This window comes from Streptomyces kanamyceticus (assembly GCF_008704495.1).
Taxonomy (GTDB): Bacteria; Actinomycetota; Actinomycetes; order Streptomycetales; family Streptomycetaceae; genus Streptomyces; species Streptomyces kanamyceticus.
In genome coordinates this window covers 5,725,457-5,743,870 of the sequence record NZ_CP023699.1, presented here as the reverse complement: position 1 = coordinate 5,743,870, position 18,414 = coordinate 5,725,457, and the positions used below count along the sequence as shown (strand labels likewise).

15 protein-coding genes are annotated in these 18,414 nt (G+C 71.5%); 7 read left to right on the top strand and 8 right to left on the bottom strand.

Annotation, left to right across the window (positions count from 1 at the left end; genetic code table 11):
• Positions 1-38 precede the first annotated feature (38 nt).
• Positions 39-2,429 (bottom strand): tetratricopeptide repeat protein, encoded by a 2,391-nt coding sequence (locus CP970_RS24755; RefSeq protein WP_224058667.1) that lies wholly within the window; start codon positions 2,427-2,429, stop codon positions 39-41.
• A gap of 193 nt (positions 2,430-2,622) precedes the next feature.
• Between CP970_RS24755 and CP970_RS24750 the strand changes: the two genes are divergently transcribed.
• Complete coding sequence (locus CP970_RS24750) at positions 2,623-4,035, top strand: FG-GAP and VCBS repeat-containing protein (RefSeq protein ID WP_150493917.1); 1,413 nt, start codon at positions 2,623-2,625, stop codon at positions 4,033-4,035.
• Positions 4,036-4,076: 41 nt separating this feature from the next.
• On the opposite strand, the gene CP970_RS24745 is transcribed toward CP970_RS24750, so the two are convergent.
• The gene (locus CP970_RS24745; protein ID WP_055547664.1) at positions 4,077-6,674 is read right to left on the bottom strand and encodes a bifunctional FO biosynthesis protein CofGH; all 2,598 of its coding nucleotides are present in this window, start codon (positions 6,672-6,674) and stop codon (positions 4,077-4,079) included.
• A gap of 122 nt (positions 6,675-6,796) precedes the next feature.
• Positions 6,797-7,657 (bottom strand): TIGR03619 family F420-dependent LLM class oxidoreductase, encoded by an 861-nt coding sequence (locus CP970_RS24740; RefSeq protein ID WP_055547646.1) that lies wholly within the window; start codon positions 7,655-7,657, stop codon positions 6,797-6,799.
• 145 nt (positions 7,658-7,802) lie between these two features.
• On the opposite strand from CP970_RS24740, the gene CP970_RS24735 reads away from it, so the two are divergent.
• Positions 7,803-8,228, top strand: a complete 426-nt coding sequence (locus CP970_RS24735) for an ankyrin repeat domain-containing protein (protein WP_107098937.1) — start codon at positions 7,803-7,805, stop codon at positions 8,226-8,228.
• On the opposite strand, the gene CP970_RS24730 is transcribed toward CP970_RS24735, so the two are convergent.
• Positions 8,225-8,875, bottom strand: coding sequence for a hypothetical protein (locus CP970_RS24730; protein ID WP_055547648.1), 651 nt, complete (start codon positions 8,873-8,875; stop codon positions 8,225-8,227). The two genes, CP970_RS24735 and CP970_RS24730, sit on opposite strands and share 4 nt — an antisense overlap.
• 154 nt (positions 8,876-9,029) lie before the next feature.
• Here CP970_RS24730 and CP970_RS24725 point away from each other — a divergent pair, with 154 nt between their 5' ends.
• The 3 genes from CP970_RS24725 to CP970_RS24710 all read left to right on the top strand — a co-directional run bounded on the left by CP970_RS24725 (position 9,030) and on the right by CP970_RS24710 (position 11,562).
• Positions 9,030-9,386, top strand: a complete 357-nt coding sequence (locus CP970_RS24725; RefSeq protein ID WP_055547650.1) for an antibiotic biosynthesis monooxygenase family protein — start codon at positions 9,030-9,032, stop codon at positions 9,384-9,386.
• A 133-nt stretch (positions 9,387-9,519) separates the two neighbouring features.
• The gene (locus CP970_RS24720; protein ID WP_055547652.1) at positions 9,520-11,076 is read left to right on the top strand and encodes a CehA/McbA family metallohydrolase; all 1,557 of its coding nucleotides are present in this window, start codon (positions 9,520-9,522) and stop codon (positions 11,074-11,076) included.
• A 279-nt stretch (positions 11,077-11,355) separates the two neighbouring features.
• Positions 11,356-11,562: a hypothetical protein gene (locus tag CP970_RS24710; RefSeq protein ID WP_055547656.1), complete on the top strand. Its 207-nt coding sequence runs from the start codon at positions 11,356-11,358 to the stop codon at positions 11,560-11,562.
• A gap of 70 nt (positions 11,563-11,632) precedes the next feature.
• On the opposite strand, the gene CP970_RS24705 is transcribed toward CP970_RS24710, so the two are convergent.
• Positions 11,633-12,070, bottom strand: coding sequence for an ATP-binding protein (locus tag CP970_RS24705; protein WP_079043520.1), 438 nt, complete (start codon positions 12,068-12,070; stop codon positions 11,633-11,635).
• A gap of 209 nt (positions 12,071-12,279) precedes the next feature.
• On the opposite strand from CP970_RS24705, the gene CP970_RS24700 reads away from it, so the two are divergent.
• Entirely contained in the window at positions 12,280-13,158 is an 879-nt protein-coding gene (locus CP970_RS24700; protein ID WP_055547660.1) for a helix-turn-helix domain-containing protein, read from the top strand.
• Positions 13,155-13,361, top strand: coding sequence for a DUF397 domain-containing protein (locus CP970_RS24695; protein WP_055547662.1), 207 nt, complete (start codon positions 13,155-13,157; stop codon positions 13,359-13,361). Before CP970_RS24700 ends, CP970_RS24695 begins: the two co-directional genes overlap by 4 nt.
• Before the next feature lie 417 nt (positions 13,362-13,778).
• On the opposite strand, the gene CP970_RS24690 is transcribed toward CP970_RS24695, so the two are convergent.
• From CP970_RS24690 to CP970_RS24680, 3 genes are all read right to left on the bottom strand, one after another.
• Positions 13,779-15,254, bottom strand: coding sequence for an aldehyde dehydrogenase family protein (locus tag CP970_RS24690; RefSeq protein WP_150493915.1), 1,476 nt, complete (start codon positions 15,252-15,254; stop codon positions 13,779-13,781).
• On the bottom strand, positions 15,251-16,990 hold the full coding sequence (locus CP970_RS24685; protein WP_055555593.1) for an N-acyl-D-amino-acid deacylase family protein: 1,740 nt from the start codon (positions 16,988-16,990) through the stop codon (positions 15,251-15,253). The genes CP970_RS24690 and CP970_RS24685 overlap by 4 nt, the downstream gene beginning before the upstream one ends.
• 223 nt (positions 16,991-17,213) lie before the next feature.
• On the bottom strand, positions 17,214-18,341 hold the full coding sequence (locus tag CP970_RS24680; protein WP_055555591.1) for an LLM class flavin-dependent oxidoreductase: 1,128 nt from the start codon (positions 18,339-18,341) through the stop codon (positions 17,214-17,216).
• Positions 18,342-18,414: the final 73 nt, after the last annotated feature.

Sequence of the window (18,414 nt, the reverse complement as noted above, 5' to 3'; positions counted from 1 at the left end):
GCCAGTCTCCCCCTGGACGGCCGAACTCTCCACCGGAGCTAGCCGGTTGGTCCCGTGATCCGCTCCCGCTGCTCGCGCGCCCACCCGTACTCCGGGTCGATGCGCAGCGCCTCGTCCAGTGACGCCACCGCCTCCCGCGTACGCCCGAGGGCTTCGAGGGACAGGGCCCTGCTGCCCCACGCCCACGCGTAGCCGGGGTCTATCGCGAGCGCCGTGTCGTAGGCGGCGACGGCTTCTTCGTGGCGGTCCGAGAAGCGCAGCACGTCGCCGCGTTCGCCATGGATGCGCGCGCCGTCCGGGTCCAGTTCCGCGGCGCGGTCCAGGTCGGCGAAGGCCCCCGCGACATCGCCGACGGCATGCCTGATGTGGGCCCTGCGGGCCAGCGCCCAGGGGTAGTCGGGCCACAGGGCGAGCGCGCGGTCCAGGTCGGCCAGGGCCTCGTGGGGGCGGCCGAGGACGAACTTGACCTGCCCGCGGCTGCCCAGCGTCAGCGGTTCGCTCGGGTCGATGGCGTGCGCGCGGTCCAGCCAGGGCAGGGCGTCGGCCGGGCGGCCCATGCGGCGGTAGGTCTCGCCCCTGTCGCGGGCCACCCACTCCGCGCCGGGCACCACCGCGTCGGCGGCGTCCAGGTGGTGGAGCGCCGTCTCGTACTCGCCGAGGGCCCGGTAGGTGATGGCGAGGCCGTGGTGGCCCCACGGGTCGGCGGGGTCGAGCGCGATGGCCCGCTCGTGGTCGCCGAGCGCCTCGCGCAGCCGTCCCAGGTGGAAGAGCCGCAGTCCGTGCACGTTGTAGGCGGCCACCCGGCCCGCGTCGTCGAGGCCGGGACGGGCCAGGAAGAGCTCCAGGACGTCGAGGGCGCCGGTGCGTTCGTCGGCGAGCGCGGCGCGGCAGTCGTCGGCCCAGGCCCGCAGGTGCTCCGCGTCCGTGTCGTCGGCGGCGTCCGCGACCGCCCGCGCCCATTCGCGGGCGGTCGCGGTGCCCGCGCGGCAGGCCTCGATCCCCTCGCGCAGTACGCCGGGGAGCGCGGCCCTCGGTCCCGCGCACAGCTGGTGGTACAGCTCCTCGACGCGCAGCGCACGCCACCCCGGGTGCATCCAGGGGCGGCCCGCCGCACTCCGCAGCTCCTCCTCGACGGCGGCGCGGCGCCGCGCGTACAGCCCGGCGACCCGGGTGTGGCCCGAACTCCACAGCGCGGGCGCGGTGGTGCGGCGCAGGCGGAGCATCGGGGCGCGTACGACGTCGTGGTAGCGGGCGGCGCCGGTGCGGTCGGCGCGCACGAACGGCAGGGCGCGCAGCCATCCGAACAGCTCGGCGGGGACCTCGCCGCCCCCGTCCGCGGCGGCCCGCACGATCTCCTCGTCGAGCCGCCGGGGCAGCGCGCAGTCCAACGCGGCGGCCCTGCGCACCGGGTCCTGCTCCCACTTCAGGAAGCGCTCCACGGCCGTGGCGCTCGGGTCGCCGACGTCGTCGGGGGCCGCGGGCCCGGTCTCGGCGAGCGTGGAGACGAGCACGGGCAGCCGCCCCGAGAGGCGCAGCACCTCGGTGACCACCGGTTCCTCGGTGACCCCCTTGGCGGTGAGCAGGTCGCGCGCCTCGGTCTCGGTGAAGGGCCGCAGCGGCAGCTCGACGGCGAAGTCCGCCGCGCCGTCCCAGCGGGCCGGGTCCAGGGGGCGCTGCCCTGCGGTCACCACCACGACGTTGGCGGGCAGTTCACCGTGCCGGTCGGTCGTCATCACCTCGTGCAGCCAGCGGTCCAGGAACGGCGCGGTGCGTTCGTACGTGTCGAAGAACAGCACGAGCCACGGCGCCGCGTCGGCGGCCTCCGTCAGTTCGGCCAGGAGCACGGGCGTCAGGACGCGCTCGGGCTCCAGGACCAGACGGGCGTCCTCCTGACTGCGGAAGCGGGCCCGCAGCCGGTCGGCGCCGTGCGCGACCCGGTCCGCGTCGACGACCCCGGCGAAGGCTCCCACCACCGGGACCATGCCGAGTCCGACGACCCCGGCGCGGGCCATCGCGGCGCTGCCCGCCGACGGCACGTCGGGCCCCGGCTCGCGGGCCGCCGCCGCGACGGCCTCGTGGGCGCGCTGCCGGTAGGCGGCGAGTGAGCGCTCCAACGCCTTCACCGTCCGCCCCTGCTGGGCGAATTGAGCGGCGGTCTCGGCCAGCACGGAAGGAACGTCGACCGTCGCCTCGTCGACGTACACGACGAAAGCACCACGCCCGGTGGCGAGTTGGGACATCTCCCGCACGAGCGAGGTCTTGCCGACGCCCGCCGGGCCGTGCACATGGAAGAGGAAGCGGTGCCGGTCGTCCTCGGGTGGAAACTCGAAGTTCTCGCCGAACGCGCGCAGTTCGTCGCGCCGCCCCACGAAACCCGCCCGCCGCCGCTGCCGGATGAGCCCCTGCATCGACACTCTCGCCCGCGCCATCGCCCTCTCCCCCGCCGCCCGCCTGGGCCCAGTCTCGCGCATGCGGGCCGCCGCGCGCGGCCGTCGGCCAGGTGAACGGTGACGGAAAGGCACGGAACACCCACCCCACGCACAAGAGGCTGCCCGGTGTACAACCATCCTCGCGGACCGCCTGTCTCCCCCTACGCCACAGACGCTCCCCACAGGAGGACCAGTGCGTCGCTCTCTCATCGCCGCCGTCGCGGCCGCCGCGCTCGCCACGCCGCTCGCGCTCGTCGCCACCGCGGGCTCCGCGTCGGCCGCGCCCGTACCGCCGCGCGCCCCGGTCACCGACTTCAACCACGACGGGTACGCCGACCTCGTGATCTCCGCGATCGGCGACCCGGAAAGCACTACCCCCGGCCACGTCTCGATCGTGTACGGCTCGGTCAAGGGTCCCGACGTCGCGCACGCCAAGACCATCAGCCGCGCCACCCCCGGCGTGCCGGGGGAGCCCAAGGAGTGGGGCCGGTTCGGCATGGGGACGGCCGGCGCCGACCTCGACGGCGACGGCTACACCGACCTCGTCGTCAACGGCAACGACGGCAAGGCCGTCGTCCTGTGGGGCTCCGCGGCGGGCCTGACCGGCGAGGGCAGCGCCGAACTGCCCTGGGTCGGCGCGCGCGTCACAGCAGGTGACTTCAACGGCGACGGCAAGCGCGACCTGGTCACGGCCGACTACCCGCGCAGCGACGACCCCGACAACGACGACCAGGGCATGACCATCTCGTACGGCCCGTTCACGCGCGACGGCAAGCCCGCGAGCACCCAGGCCGTCGTCACCAGCCAGACCTTCGGCCCCGGCGGCTTCGTCACCGGCGACCTCACCGGCGACGGCGCGGACGACATCGTCAGCAACCACGGCTTCGAGGAGATGGCGAACGCCAGCCAGTTCTGGAAGGGCGGCAAGAACGGCGTCAGCACCACCTCGCAGCGGCTCGCGCCCTCCATGGGCGGGGCGATCGCGGACGTCGACAAGGACGGCTACGGCGACCTGATCGTCCGCGACATCGGCGGCAACTTCGAGGACATGCCCTACCAGAAGGGCACGATCCTCATCAAGTACGGCACCGCGGCCGGGCCTTCGACGACCCGCACCGCGAAGATCACCCAGGACACGGCGGGCGTGCCCGGCGTCGGTGAGAAGGGCGACGAGTTCGGCGCCGCGATCAGCGCGGGCGACGTGAACGGCGACGGCTACGCGGACGTCGCCGTCGGCGTCCCCGGCGAGGACATCGAGTCGGTCGTCAACGCGGGCAGCACCGTCCTGCTCAAGGGTTCGCGCGCGGGCCTCACCGGCACGGGCTCGCAGGCCTTCCACCAGTCCACGGCGGGCGTGCCCGGCGCCTCCGAGGAGTCCGACAACTTCGGCACCGAGGTCCTGCTCTCCGACACGAACAAGGACGACAAGGCCGACCTGACGGCGACGGCTCCCTACGAGGACGGGGCGTACGTGGATTCCGGCGCCGCCTGGCACCTGCGGGGCTCAGCGGGCGGTCTGACCGTCACGGGCATCACGTCGTTCGGACCCGCCGCGGTCGGCGTCCCGGAGAAGCAGGCCCTGTTCGGTGAGCCGCTGGGCCACTGAACCCCCTGACGGGGCGCCCCCACTGATGAGGGCGCCCCCGCTCAGCTGTCCAGTACCGGCAGCAGGTCCGGCAGATGCCCGTCCGATGCCAGCGCCGCCCGCTGCCGCTCCTCGGGCACCTCCCCGTACAGCGTCGTACGCGGCTTCGCGGGCCTGCCCGCCGCGTCCGCGATGGCGATCAGGTCCTCGATGGAGCGGTACGAGCCGTAACTGGAGCCCGCCATGCGGGAGATGGTCTCCTCCATCAGCGTGCCGCCCAGGTCGTTCGCGCCCGACCTGAGCATCTCGGCGGCGCCCTCCTGGCCGAGCTTGACCCAACTGGTCTGGATGTTGGGGATGTGCGGGTGAAGGAGCACGCGCGCCATGGCGGTCACCGCGCGGTTGTCGCGGGTGGTCGGACCTGGCCGGGCGATCCCGGCCAGATAGACCGGCGCGTTGGTGTGGATGAAGGGCAGCGTCACGAACTCCGTGAAGCCGCCGGTCTCCTGCTGGATGGCGGCGAGCGTACGGAAGTGGCCGAGCCAGTGTCGCGGCTGGTCCACGTGCCCGTACATCATCGTCGAGCTCGACCGGATGCCGAGCTCGTGCGCGGTCTTGACCACCTCGATCCAGGTGGCGGTCGGCAGCTTGCCCTTGGTGAGGACCCAGCGCACCTCGTCGTCGAGGATCTCGGCGGCCGTGCCGGGGATGGAGCCGAGCCCCGCCTCCTTGGCGGCGCTGAGCCACTCGCGGATGGAGAGTCCGGTCCTGGTCGCGCCGTTGACGACCTCCATCGGCGAGAAGGCGTGCACGTGCATGCCCGGCACGCGCTCCTTCACCGCCCGGGCGATGTCGAAGTAGGCGGTGCCCGGCAGGTCGGGGTGGATGCCGCCCTGCATGCAGACCTCGACCGCGCCGACGTCCCACGCCTGCGCCGCCCGGTCGGCGACCTGGTCCAGGGAGAGGGTGTAGGCGTCGGCGTCGGTCCTGCGCTGGGCGAAGGCGCAGAAGCGGCAGCCGGTGTAACAGACGTTGGTGAAGTTGATGTTGCGCGTGACGATGTACGTGACGTCGTCGCCGTTGACCGTCTTGCGGATGTCGTCCGCGACGGAGCACAGCGCGTCGAGCGCGGGCCCGTCGGCGTGCAGCAGCGCGAGCGCCTCGTCGTCGGTGAGCTTCGTCGGGTCGTCGGCTGCCTGCTTCAGCGCGGTGCGCACGTCGCCGTCGATGCGGGAAGGCACCATGCCGGGCGCCGCCTGCTCGCGCAGCGCGTCCCAGTCGCCGTACACCTCGTCGAAGTCGTCGCGCCGGTCGCCGGTGCGCCCGGTGGTGTCGATGGTGCGGTGCAGGTCGGTGCGGCCCCCTGCCGCGACATAGCCCTCGTCGGGCTCCTGCCACGGGTGGCCCTCGACCACGGCGTCGGGCCTGGCGAGGCCGGTCTCCGGGTCGGCGAGGGCGCGCACGTGCGGCAGCAGACGCGGGTCGAGCCAGGGCTCACCGCGGCGTACGAACTCCGGGTAGACGCAGAGGCGTTCTCGGAGCGTGAAGCCCTCCGCCGCCGACCGCTCGGCGAGTTCGTCGATGCCCGGCCAGGGCTTCTCGGGGTTGACGTGGTCGATGGTGACGGGCGAGACGCCGCCCCAGTCGTCGATGCCCGCGCCGATGAGCCGCTTGTACTCGCCGTCGACGAGGTTGGGCGGCGCCTGGATGTTGCCCGATGGGCCCATGATGTGCCGGGCCACGGCGACCGTCGCGACCAGGTCGTCGAGCTCGGCGTCGGGCATGCCGCGCATCGCCGTGTCCGGCTTGGCGCGGAAGTTCTGGATGATCAGCTCCTGGACGCCGTGGTACGACCGCGCGACGCGGCGCAGCGCGAACAGCGAGTCGGCGCGCTCCTCGTACGTCTCGCCGATCCCGATGAGCAGCCCGCTGGTGAACGGCACGGAGGAGCGGCCCGCGTCCTCCAGGACCCGCAGGCGCACGGCGGGCTCCTTGTCGGGCGAGCCGTAGTGGGGCTGGCCGGGCTCGGACCACAGCCGCTCGGACGTGGTCTCCAGCATCATGCCCATGCTGGGCGCGACCGGCTTGAGCCGCTGGAAGTCCGTCCAGGTGAGCACGCCGGGGTTGAGGTGCGGGAGCAGGCCCGTCTCCTCCAGGATGCGGATCGAGATGGCCCTGACGTACGCGATGGTGTCGTCGTACCCCTCGGCCTCCAGCCACTCGCGCGCCTCGGGCCAGCGGTCCTCCGGCTTGTCGCCGAGGGTGATCAGCGCTTCCTTGCAGCCCAGTTCGGCGCCCTTGCGGGCGATGTCCAGGACCTCGTCCGGGGACATGAACATCCCGTGGCCCTCGCGGCGCAGCTTGCCGGGGACGGTCACGAAGGTGCAGTAGTGGCACTTGTCACGGCAGAGCCTGGTGAGCGGGATGAACACGCTCTTCGAGTACGTGATGACGCCCGGGCGGCCCGCGGCCTCAAGACCCGCGTCGCGCACCCGCGCGGCCGACGCCGTGAGGTCGTCGAGGTCCTCGCCGCGCGCCTGGAGCAGCACGGCGGCCTCCGTGACGTCGAGCGCGACGCCGTCCCTGGCCCGCCTGAGCGCGCGCCGCATGGCGTTGGCGGTGGGTCGTCCGGCCTCGGGGGGCTGCGCGCTGTTGGTCATGTCTCCGAGCATACGAGCGACAACACGTGACTCCTACAGATACTTCCGCTCACTGATCTCCGCCCTTTCCGCTGCCCGATCTCGGGTCACGCTCCGTCCTGACATCGGCGCGGCACCGCAGGTCACCGAAGGTGGCGCTGGTGGGCGTCGAGGGCGGCGCACACCTCGGCCGCGCCCGCCGGGGGCAGCTGCACGACCGCCTCGTCGATGCCGAGTTCCGCGTAGTGCGCGAGCTTGCCCGCCTCCGGCTGCACGGCCGTCACCGCCACGTACAGATCGTCCGGTTCCCGCCCGGCGTCCGCCCACACCTGCCGCAGCACGGGCAGTGCCTCGCGCAGGCCGCTGCCGCCGATCGGCATCCAGCCGTCGGCGTACTCCGCGATGTGCGCGAAGAGCCCGGGCCCGGCCGCGCCCCCGATGAGCGTGCGCGGCCCGAACAGCGGGCCCTTGCCGAGCCGCTTGCGGGGCGCGAGCAGCGGCTTGGGGTGCACCTCACTGGCCCGTACGGACGCGAACTCCCCTTCGTACGCCGTTGGTTGATCGGACCACAGCGCTCGCATGACCGCCATCCCGTCCCGTACGACGGCCCGTCTGCGCGTCCACTCCACGCCGTGGTCGGCGGCCTCCTCGCGGTTCCAGCCGTAGCCGACGCCGAGGGTGACGCGGCCGCCCGAGAGGTGGTCGAGCGTCGCGATCTGCTTGGCGAGGTCGATCGGGTCGTGCTGGGCGACCAGGGCGATGTTGGTGCCGAGCGTGATCCGCTGGGTGACGGCGGCGGCCTGCGCGAGGGCGACGAAGGGGCTGAGCATCCGGGCACACTCGGGCGGGAGTTCACCGCCCGGGTAGGGGGTCTCGCGGGACAGGGGGATGTGGGTGTGCTCGGGGAGGTAGAGCCCGCCGAAGCCCCGCCCCTCCAACTCACCGGCCAGGCGTACCGGACTGATCGTCCCGTCGGTCATGTAGAGCGTCGCGGAGATGCGCACGGGTTCCCTCCGGGGAGGCGTGGGCGAGACTTGCGGCGGCAGCGCCGTGGAGCCGACGTAGTGCCGACGTGGAGCCGCCGTGGAGCACTTCCTATCCCCAGAAACCCGGTTGGTCCATGGCCAGGGGCTGACTACCCTGACACACGTGACCCGACGTAAGCGGAAAAAACTGACCAATCGACTGGTGTTCGCCGCGATGCTCGGCGAGACGGCCGCGGTCAGGGAGCTGCTGCGCTCCGGGCGACTCGACCCCGAACTGCCCGACGCCGACGGCACGACCGCGCTCTACGTCGCCTCGGTGCACGGCGCCACCGACACGGTGCGGGTCCTGCTGCGGGCGGGCGCGCGGCCCGACACCGAGAGCACGGGCCTGACCGACGGCACACCCCTGTGCGGGGCCGCCGCGTGGGGCCACACCGACACGGTCCGCGAACTCCTCGCCCACGGCGCCGACCCCAACCTCCGGGAGGATCACGGCACGGGGAGCACGCCGCTGCGCTGGGCGCGGCAGGGGGCTTCCGGGCCGCATCCGGAGACCGAGGCGGTGTTGGTGGCGGCGGGGGCGCTCTAGCGCGCGGGGAACTTGTCCTTGAGCGTGTACCCGCCCTCGATCACCGGGGAATCGGCGGCCGAGGCCATGCACTTGGTCAGCATCGGCTCGCCCTCCTTGTTGCCCGCGGTGATCCCGACGCGACTGGGGGCACCGCCCTTCTTGTCGCCGGACTTGTCGCCGACGTAGAAACTGACCCCCATCCGGACGCCCCGCTTCACGTAGTCGTCCCAGGCGCCGGTATCGCCGCCCGCGCGCACGATGCGTCCGGTCACGGTCGCGGTGGGCCCTCCGGTGCTCAAGCAGTCGACCTTGAACTCACCCCAGTTGACCCAGCCCGGCTTGCCGTCGACGGGGTCGCCCCGGTGGACGATGCGGAAGGTGCCCGACGACTTGCCGGGCTCGGGCAGGGACCAGTCCGCGCTCTTGTAGTCGGAGCGGGCGTCGACGCTGACCCGGATGTCCTCGGTGGGCACGGGATAGGCCAACCGGGCCGAGCCCTTGAGGGTGGAGGTGACGGGGCCTGAGCCGGTCGCGGGCGCGTCCTGCGAGCTGGACGCGGAGGCGGCTCCGACGGTGGACGCGGAGGCGGCTCCGACGGTGGCCGCGAGGACGGCGAAGGCGGCGAACAGGGTGGCGGCGCGGGCGGACTTCGTACAAGTGGACACGGGGTAACTCCCTTACTGGAACGTCTCGTTGAGACCACGGCGAGATGCTCTCGCCGCGCACCACCGATCCTGATCGGCTCCCTCGCCCCGCACGTCCGCCGTCGGGCCACACCGCCTCCGCCGGGCGGCGGAGGCCCCGATTAGGCTGCGTGGCATGACGACAGACAGCCAGCACAACGACACGTCGGGCGGCTCGCCCGTCACCTTCATCAATGTCTTCGAGATCGACGGCGTCGACCTAGACGAGTTCATCTCCGGCTGGGAGAAGCGGGTCGACCTCATGCGGGGCAAGCCGGGGTTCGTCGACTCCCGTCTGCACAGGGCCCGTTCCACGGACACCCGCTTCCAGCTCGTCAACATCTCGCACTGGACGAGCGAGGAGCTGTACGAGGCGGCCATCGCCGACATCCAGTTCTCGGCACGCACCCGGGCGGCACTCGACGAGGCCGGGCAATCGGTGACGCCCAACCCCGGCCTGTACGACGTCGTCGCCGAGGTCACCTCCGCCTAGGGCCTGTCCGGGGCCACGCCCCGGACACCGGGCGTAAGTCCGTCAATCTCCTTCCCTTGCGGCACAGTTCACGGCTCAATACCAGGGTTGCACGCACCACCCACGTCACCACCGACACCCTGGGAGCCGCAGCATGTGCGAGGACCACCCGCAGCACGGGGGAATGAACAGGCGCGGACTGTTCGTGACGGGAGCCGCCGCCGCGCTTACGTTGAACGGCGTGAGCTTCGCCAGTGGCGCCGAGCGGCGCGCCCCGCAGCCGGGGCAGGACAGCGGCAAGGAGGCGGGCACCCGCGAGACGAGAACCGTCCGCGGGACCCTCCCCCCTGGCGCGCCCGACTTCGTCTATCTGCCCGTGGAGATCCCCGAGGGTGTCAGCGAACTCCGGGTCGCGTACACCTACCAGAAGCCGACGGTCCCGGCGGGCACGCAGGGCAACGCGCTCGACATCGGCGTCTTCGACGAACAGGGCACCGAGCTCGGCGGCAAGGGCTTCCGGGGCTGGTCGGGCGGCGCCCGCACCGAGTTCTTCATCCGCGCCGACGACGCGACGCCGGGCTACGTCGCGGGCCGGGTCCGCGCGGGCACGTGGAACATCGCGCTCGGCCCGTACACGGTCGCTCCCGAAGGGCTGCCGTACGAGGTGACGATCACCCTCACGTACGGCGCGCCAGGACGGACCCCGAAGCCCGTCTACCCGCCCGATCGCGCCAAGGGCCGGGGCCGCGCCTGGTACCGCGGCGACTGCCATCTGCACTCCTGGTACTCGGACGGGAAGCGCACCCTCGCCGAGATCGCGGCGCTCGCCCGCGCCGCGGGGCTCGACTTCATCAACTCCTCCGAGCACAACACGCACTCCGCACACCCGCACTGGGCCGATCTCGCGGGCGACGACCTGCTGATCATGCTGGGCGAGGAGGTCACCACCCGCAACGGCCACGTGGTCGCGCTCGGCACGGACCCCGGCACGTTCATCGACTGGCGCTACCGGGCCCGCGACAACCGCTTCGGCAGGTACGCGCGCAAGATCCGCGACTCGGGCGGCCTCGTCGTGCCCGCCCATCCGCACGCCACCTGCGTCGGCTGCAACTGGAAGTTCGGCTTCGGCGAGGCCGACGCGGTCGAGGTGTGGAACGGCGCGTACACGCCGGACGACGAGATCTCCCTCGCCGACTGGGACAGCATGCTCGTCGCCTCCGTACGCGGCGGAAAGCCGTGGATTCCGGCCATGGGCAACAGCGACGCGCACCGCGACCCCGACCCCGTCGGGAGCCCCCAGACCGTCGTCCTCGCCGACGACCTGACCCGCGACGCCATCCAGGACGGCATCCGCAAGGGCCGCTCCTACGTCGCCGAGTCGAAGTCCGTCGTCCTCTCCTTCTCCGCGGCGGGCGGCCGGGGCAAGCACGCGGGCATCGGCGAGCGCCTCTCCGTCGACCGCGACGCCCCGGTCACCGTCCGCCTGGACGTGAAGGGCGCCCCCGGCTGCACGCCCCGCTTCGTCACGGACCAGGGCGTCCTGCACACGGGCCCGGTGCTCCCCGCGTCCGGCGCGGGCACGCTGGAGTGGCGCACCACCGCGTCGTACGCGGCATACGTACGCGCGGAGGTCCGCCACGACCCCGTGGTGCCGGGCCTGCCCGGCCCCCTGTCGGCCTTCACGAACCCGATCTTCCTGGGCCGCGCCTGAGTCGGGGAGCCGCTCAGCGGATGTCGACGACGTCGATGACGGCCTTGCCCGGCACGCGGCGGCCCGCCAGTTCGGCGGCCGCGTGCGCCACCCGCGTCGAGTCGGTGCGCAGGGCGACTTGCGGGTCCAGCTCGCCCCTGGCGGTGAGCGCGGCGAGCCAGGTGAGGTCGGCGCCGAGGCCCGCGGCGTCGTCCAGCAGGTAGTAGGCGACGATCTGGCGGTTGTGGCGGCGGTCGTTTCCGAAGAGGGCTCCGAACGGGAACCGCTCGCCCCCGGATCATGGCGGACCGCCTCGCCGGACAGTCCCCGGGCCGCACCGAGTTCCGCCTGCTGCTCGACCTCATGCTCGCCGCGTGGCACTGCGCCCTGGAGGCGTGGACCTCACCGGAGACCGCGCGGCAGGACCGCGCGGCGCTCCTGCGACACATGCGCGAGGCATTCGCGGCGATTCCAGCGGTCGCGGCGCTGGCGGCGCGGGACGCCTGAACGTCAGCCGCCGCCACCTCGCAGACCGGCCCCGCCAGCTTCCTGCCTCACCCCACCCACCCGCCCCCTCCTAGCGCGATCCACCGCCACCGGCCGGGAGCTGCCGATCGGGGCCCTGAAGATCCAGGCGCACCCAGACCGTCTTGCCCTCGTCACGGGGCCGCACACCCCACGCCTGGGCGATCGCGTCGACGATGAGCAGGCCGCGTCCGGTGATGTCGTTCGGCCCCGGTTCCGGTTTCGAGATTTCAGGCATCCGCCACCGGCAGGAATCCGAGACTTCGACGACGAGGACACCATCCCTGCGGCGGAGGGCCAGTTCGAAGAACTCTCCGATGCCCTTGGCATGGACGACGGCGTTGGTGGCCAGCTCGCTGACGACGAGGGCGGCGACCTCCGCGACCTCACCTAACTTCCAGTCACGAAGCGTCACTTCGACGTGGCGTCGAGCAGCGGGGACGGAGTCCTTGCGGAGGCGGAATCTCTGGGTGTGCGTACGTCCGGACATGCGTCCTCCAGGGGACGGGCAGACGGAGCCGTGATCACCGAGCGCCAAGCCAGCGATACGCCTAGTGACGCAACTCACGGTAGAGGGCAACTCCACGCACTCGCAATCGAACTTAAAACGCAAAGTTGCGAGTAGCGCTGCGTCGCAACTGGCTAGCGACTAGCTTCAATTGACAGGCAGACTGGTACACGGAGCAGAGGAGGCGGCACATGCCCGCAGGTGGACGGCCGACGGTCCGCAGTCGGCGTCTCGGCGCCGCCCTCAGGAAGTATCGAGAGGCCGCGAAACTCGACCAACAGCACGCGGCGGATCACATCGTGGGGTCCAAGACCAAGGTCAGCAGGATCGAAGCCGGTCAGGTCTCTGCGCGTCCCGGAGACGTGCGGCTCATGCTGGAGCTGTACGGGGTCAAGGACCGCATGGTCCAGGAGCAGTTGGAGCAATTGGCTCGCGACTCCAACAAACGCGGCTGGTGGATGGACTACCCCTGGGCCGCGAAGCCTGAGTACGCGGACATCATCACCCTCGAAGCGGACGCCACGTACATTCGCACATGGCAACCGCTCTTCATCCCCGGCCTGCTGCAGACCGACGACTACGTGCGCACGCTGATGGGCGCCAGCCTGACTGTCTACTCAGCCGACGCAATGGACGAGATGACCACCATCCGGCAGCAACGCAGGCGTGTCATCGAGGAGAACGGCGCCCGATTCGCAGCCGTGATCTGGGAGCCCGCACTCACCTCGCCGATGCCTTCCCACAAAGTGCACCGCGAGCAGTTACTCCACCTCCTGAATGTCGCTCAGCGCCAGAACGTCAGCATCCAGGTGCTCCCGGCGGCCGAATGGCAGGCGGCCCACATGACGTCGCACTTCGTCCAGTTCACCTTCGGCCCGGAGCCCGCGCCGGAAGCAGTCGCCTTCGACACCACGACGAGCACGGTGTTCCTCGAAGAGCCGGAGGACATGGCGAAGCACGCCCAGATCTTCGAAGCTCTCAGATCTGCCGCGCTCACCCCGGACCAGACTCTGACCTTCCTGCGCAGAGCACTGCGGGATATCCCGGATACGGAGAGAGAAGAGGAATGAAGGACCAGGAAATCGTCACCGCGTTCAGGAAGTCCAGCTACTCCCAGGGCGGCCAGCAGGAATGCGTCGAGGTCGCCCACACCGCGACCGGCGGCCGCGCCGTCCGCGACAGCAAGGACCCCGGCTGCGACACCCAGCACTACTCGTCCGCCGGTTGGTCCGCCTTCATCGCGGGTGTGAAGTCCGGGGACTTCGAGAACTGACGCGGACCGGCCTGTCCCGCCCACTGGGGTCCCAACCGGTCGACCTAGCGCAGCCGGGGGCAGCGAGGCCTGCTGGGTGGGGGCGGGTGGGTGGGAGACGGCAGCTGCGGATCGGTGCCGGGAGTCAGGCCCGCCGGCCGGGGCATCCGCGCCCCGGGAGGACCTCGCCCGGTGGGCACCAACGGCCTCGGGATACGTCATTCCCGACGCGGGCCGGGCAGCACCCGTCGGCGCTCAGCAGCCGGTGACGACAGGACCCGCTGGGTGGGGGCGGGCGGGTGGGAGAGGGCAGCACCTGGACGGGTACCAGCGGCCCGGGTAGACGGCGCCAGCCCCGGTGGACAGCGCCGGTCCAGGCGTACAGCGCCGATCCAGGCGTACCGCGCCAGTCCAGGCGTACCGCGCCAGCCGACCCCTTCAGCCCGGCCACACCACCGACTGCAGCTCGCTGTACGCATGCAGCGCGTACGACCCGACGTCGCGCCCCACCCCGCTCTTCTTGAAGCCGCCGAACGGGGCCTCCATGTTCCTGCCGATCGTGTTGATGCCGACCCCGCCCGCCCGCAGGCGCCGGGCCACCCGGAACGCGCGGGCGACATCGCCCGAGAAGACGTAGTCGATGAGGCCGTAGTCGCTGTCGTTGGCGAGGGCGATCGCCGCCTCCTCGGCGGCCTCGGGGCCGTCGGCGTCGAAGGGGACCACGGCCACCACCGGGCCGAAGATCTCCTCCCTGACCACCCGCATGTCGTTGGTGCAGTCGGCCAGGAGGGTCGGTGCGACGTAGAAACCCTTGTCGTACGCGGGGCGTTCGCCGCCCGCGACGACGCGCGCGCCCTCCTTGCGGCCTAGCTCGACGTAGGACTCGACGCGGTCGCGGTGCGCCGCCGAGATCACCGGGCCGACGATGGTCCCCTTCTCCCTCGGGTCACCGACCTTCAGGTACCCGATGTAGGCCGCCAGCTTCTCCAACAAGGCGTCGTACACGCCCCGTTGGACGATGACGCGCGTCGGCGCCGTACAGATCTGGCCGCTGTAGAAGGAGAACGTCGTGCCGATGCCCGCCGCGGCCGCGTCCAGGTCGGCGTCGTCGAGGACGATCGCCGCTCCCTTGCCGCCCAGCTCCATCAACTGCCGCTTCAGGTCCCGACCGCACACCTCGCCGATGCGCTGCCCGACGGCCGTCGACCCGGTGAAGCTCACCATGTCGACGTCCGGGGAGTCCACGGCCGCCTCGCCGACGCCCACGCCCGTGCCGGAGACGACGTTCACCACGCCGGGCGGCGCCCCCGCCTCCTCCAGCGCGGCCGCCATCCGGTACACGGAGAGCGGGTCCTGCGGCGCCGGTTTCACCACCACCGTGTTGCCCATGGCGAGCGCGGGCGCCACCTTGCCCGCCGGGTTCGCCCAAGGGTTGTTGTACGAGGTGATGCAGGTGACGACGCCGACGGGCTGCCGCACGGCGACCGCGCCCATGACGCCCGCCTTACCCATCGGCCCCGCCTCGTTGATCTGCGGCGGCAGCGCTTCCTCGACCGGTTCCAGGGCCCCCTTCGCGTACCGCTGGAAGCGCGCCACCGCGACCGCGACCTGCATCCCGTGTGCCGTACCGGTCGTCGCGCCCGTCTCGGCCTGCGCCAGTCCGGCGAGCTCGGCGGCGTCCCGGCGCAGCACGGAGGCCGCGCGGGACAGCACGCCCGCCCGCTCCTCGGGGCTCGTACGGGACCAGGACGCGAAGGCCGCACGGGCCGCCGACGCCGCCGCGTGCACCTGCGCGCGGCTCGCCTCGGGCGCGAGCCCCACGACGTCCTCGGTCGCCGGGTCGATCACCTCGTAGTGCCCGCCGTCGGGCTCGGTCCACTCGCCGCCGATGAACAGCCGTTCCGTACGCGTCATGTGGTGCTCACCGTCTTCGTGTCGCGGCCCGAGCGCAGGATCTTCCCCGGTACGGCACCGGTCACCACGTCCTCGCGGATCGCCTCGACGCCGTTGACCCAGACCGCGTCGACGCCGATCGCCTTGGAGTCCAGGCGCGGGCTGTCGCCCGGCAGGTCGTGGACGAGCGTCGCCTTGCCCGCGTCGATCCGCTCCGGATCGAAGAGGACCAGGTCCGCGTGGTACCCCTCGGCGATCCGGCCGCGCTCGCGCAGCCCGAACAGCTGGGCCGGGTCGTCCGTCAGCATCTTCACGGCCTGTTCGAGACCGACCAGCTTGCGGCCGCGCAGACAGTCGCCGATGAAGCGCGTCGTGTACGGGGCGCCGCACATGCGGTCCAGGTGCGCGCCCGCGTCCGAGCCGCCCAGCATGACGTCCTCGTGCTGCCAGGTCTCGGCGCGCAGCGTCCACGAGTCGGGGTCGTTGTCTGTGGGCATCGGCCACAGGACCGTGCGCAGTTCGTCGGCCGCGCAGATCTCCACCAGGCACTCGAAGGGCTCCAGGCCACGCTCGGCCGCGATGTCGGCCACCACGCGCCCGGTGAGACCCTCGTTCGCCTCGGAGTACGTGTCCCCGATGACGTACCGCGCGAAGTCGGTGAGCCGCCGGAAGACGCCCGCCTCCTTGCTGCCCGCGCGCCGCAGCATCTCCGCGCGTACGTCGGGTTCGCGCAGCTTCGCGATGCGCTCGGGCACCGGCAGGCCCAGGATCTCGCCCCAGCCGGGGATGAGGTTCAGGGCGCAGAACGTGCCGAGCGACATGTTCATCGGCGTGAGGATCGGCATGGTCAGCGCGACGATGCGGCCGCCCGCCTCGCGGGCCCGCTCGCTCGCCACGAGCTGGCGCGGCACGCGCTCGGGCACGGCCGAGTCGATGGTGAGCACGTTCCAGTTCAGCGGCCGCCCGGCCGCCGCGCTCATCTCCACGAACAGATCGATCTCGTCGTCGCTGAACTGGTCGAGACAGCCCGCCACGATCGCTTCGAGCTGCGTCCCCTCGTGCTCGGCGACGGCCCTGCTGAGCGCGAGCAGTTCGGCGGGCTTCGCGTGCCGGGACGCCACGGGCTGCCCGTCACCGTCCGAGTGCGTGGAGGACTGCGTGGTGGAGAGCCCCCAGGCCCCCGCGTCCATCGCCTCGTGGAAGAGGTTCAGCATCTCCGCCAGCTGCCCGGGGGTGGGCTGCCCGCCGACCGCGTCCGCGCCCATGACGTACCTGCGCAGCGCGCAATGCCCCACCATGAAACCGGCGTTGACGGCGACCCGCCCCTCCAACGCGTCCAGATACTCCCCGAACGAACTCCACGACCACGGCGCGCCCTCCTCAAGCGCCACCAGCGACATGCCCTCGACCTTGGACATCATCCGCCGCGTGTAGTCGGCGTCGCCGGGACGGGCCGGATTGAGCGGCGCGAGCGTGAAGCCACAGTTGCCGCCCGCCACGGTGGTCACACCGTGGTTCAGGGACGGCGTCGCGTACGGATCCCAGAACAGCTGCGCGTCGTAGTGCGTATGCGGATCGACGAACCCGGGCGCGAGAACTCGCCCCTGGGCGTCTTCGCTGGTCCGGGCCTCCTCCGCGACGGTCCCTGGCTCCGCGACAACAGCGATCCGCCCGTCCCGCATGCCGACGTCGGCAACACGAGCGGGGCCACCGGTCCCGTCGACGACGGTCGCGCCCTTGATGAGGTGGTCGAGCATGACGGGGGGTTCCCCTTTCATTTTCAGCCCGTCCGGCGTTTGAGGACACCTGACGGACGGAGCGCGGAAGGCCGTTTCAGCCCGTCCGGCGTTTGAGGACGAGCCCGAAGGGCGATGGACGGGGGCCCGGGGGCGAGCCCCCGCGACACCAGCCACGTGGGACCCGCCCCCGTCCACCCGGACCCCGGCCTCCGTCCGGGAGGGGAAGCCGGGGCGGCTCGGACTACGCCCCGGCACCCTGCCGGAACCGCGAGGTGCGATGCACCGGATCCGTGTCGATCTTCGGGATCACGTGCTCACCGATCAGCTTGACCGTGTTCTTCGTGTCCTCGGGCGAGATCCCGATCGGAAGACCGAAGCTCAGCTGGTCCGCCCCGGCCTGCTCCCACCGCTTGCACTGCGTGAGCACCTCGTCCGGGTCGCCGCAGATCATCAGCTCCTCTGCGATGAGCAGCTCGATGATCTCCTCGCTGTACTCGGGGAGCAGCTCGGGCCACTCGGGGATGCCCTCGGGCCGCGGGAAGGTGTCGTGGTAGCGGAAGAGCAACGACTGCAGGTAATTCAGTCCGCCACTGACGGCGATCTCCACAGCCTTCTTGTGCGTCTCCGCGCAGATCGCCGTGGACGTCACCATGACGTTGTCGTTGACGAAGTCACCGATCGGCTCGGCATCCTTGACCGCCGACTTGTAGGACTCGACCACCCACTCCATGTCGGAGACCTTCTGCACGCTGAACCCGAGGACACCGAGCCCCTTCTTGCCCGCCATGGCGTACGACGACGGCGACCCCGCCGCATACCACATCGCCGGGTGCGACTTCCCGTACGGCTTGGGCAGGATCTTGCGCGGCGGCAGGGACCAGTGCTTGCCCTGGAACCCGACGTACTCGTCCTGGAGCCACATCTTGGGGAACTCGGAGATCGTCTCTTCCCATATCTCCTTGGTGTGGTTCATGTCCGTGATGCCCGGCATGAAGCCGAGGATCTCGTGCGAACCCGCGCCGCGTCCCGAGCCGAACTCGAAGCGCCCCTCGGAGAGGTGGTCGAGCATGGCGACCTTCTCGGCGACCTTCACCGGGTGGTTGACGGGCGCGAGCGGGTTGAAGATGCCCGATCCCAGGTGGATGCGGTCGGTCGCGTGCGCGAGGTAGCCGAGGAAGACGTCATTGGCCGAGAGGTGCGAGTACTCCTCCAGGAAGTGGTGCTCGGACGCCCAGGCGTACTTGAAGCCGGACTTGTCCGCCTGGATGACGTACTCGGTCTCCTCTATCAGCGCCTTGTGCTCCGCTTCGGGGTCGACCTGGGCCCGCTTGGCGGGCACGTATCCCTGTACAAAGAGACCGAATTCCAAGGAGGTTCACCGTCCTCGTGAGTTTCTGACGCATCGTCAGATCTTGATGGGGTCGACTGTTCCACCGGCCGCG

Bases quoted from the DNA above. Each gene is read 5' to 3' on its own strand.
- CP970_RS24755 (WP_224058667.1), bottom strand. From the start codon at position 2,429: ATGGCGCGGGCGAGAGTGTCGATGCAGGGGCTCATCCGGCAGCGGCGG.
- CP970_RS24745 (WP_055547664.1), bottom strand. From the start codon at position 6,674: ATGACCAACAGCGCGCAGCCCCCCGAGGCCGGACGACCCACCGCCAAC.
- CP970_RS24725 (WP_055547650.1), top strand. From the start codon at position 9,030: ATGACGACAGACAGCCAGCACAACGACACGTCGGGCGGCTCGCCCGTC.
- CP970_RS24720 (WP_055547652.1), top strand. From the start codon at position 9,520: ATGTGCGAGGACCACCCGCAGCACGGGGGAATGAACAGGCGCGGACTG.
- CP970_RS24710 (WP_055547656.1), top strand. From the start codon at position 11,356: ATGGCGGACCGCCTCGCCGGACAGTCCCCGGGCCGCACCGAGTTCCGC.
- CP970_RS24705 (WP_079043520.1), bottom strand. From the start codon at position 12,070: ATGTCCGGACGTACGCACACCCAGAGATTCCGCCTCCGCAAGGACTCC.
- CP970_RS24700 (WP_055547660.1), top strand. From the start codon at position 12,280: ATGCCCGCAGGTGGACGGCCGACGGTCCGCAGTCGGCGTCTCGGCGCC.
- CP970_RS24695 (WP_055547662.1), top strand. From the start codon at position 13,155: ATGAAGGACCAGGAAATCGTCACCGCGTTCAGGAAGTCCAGCTACTCC.
- CP970_RS24690 (WP_150493915.1), bottom strand. From the start codon at position 15,254: ATGACGCGTACGGAACGGCTGTTCATCGGCGGCGAGTGGACCGAGCCC.
- CP970_RS24685 (WP_055555593.1), bottom strand. From the start codon at position 16,990: ATGCTCGACCACCTCATCAAGGGCGCGACCGTCGTCGACGGGACCGGT.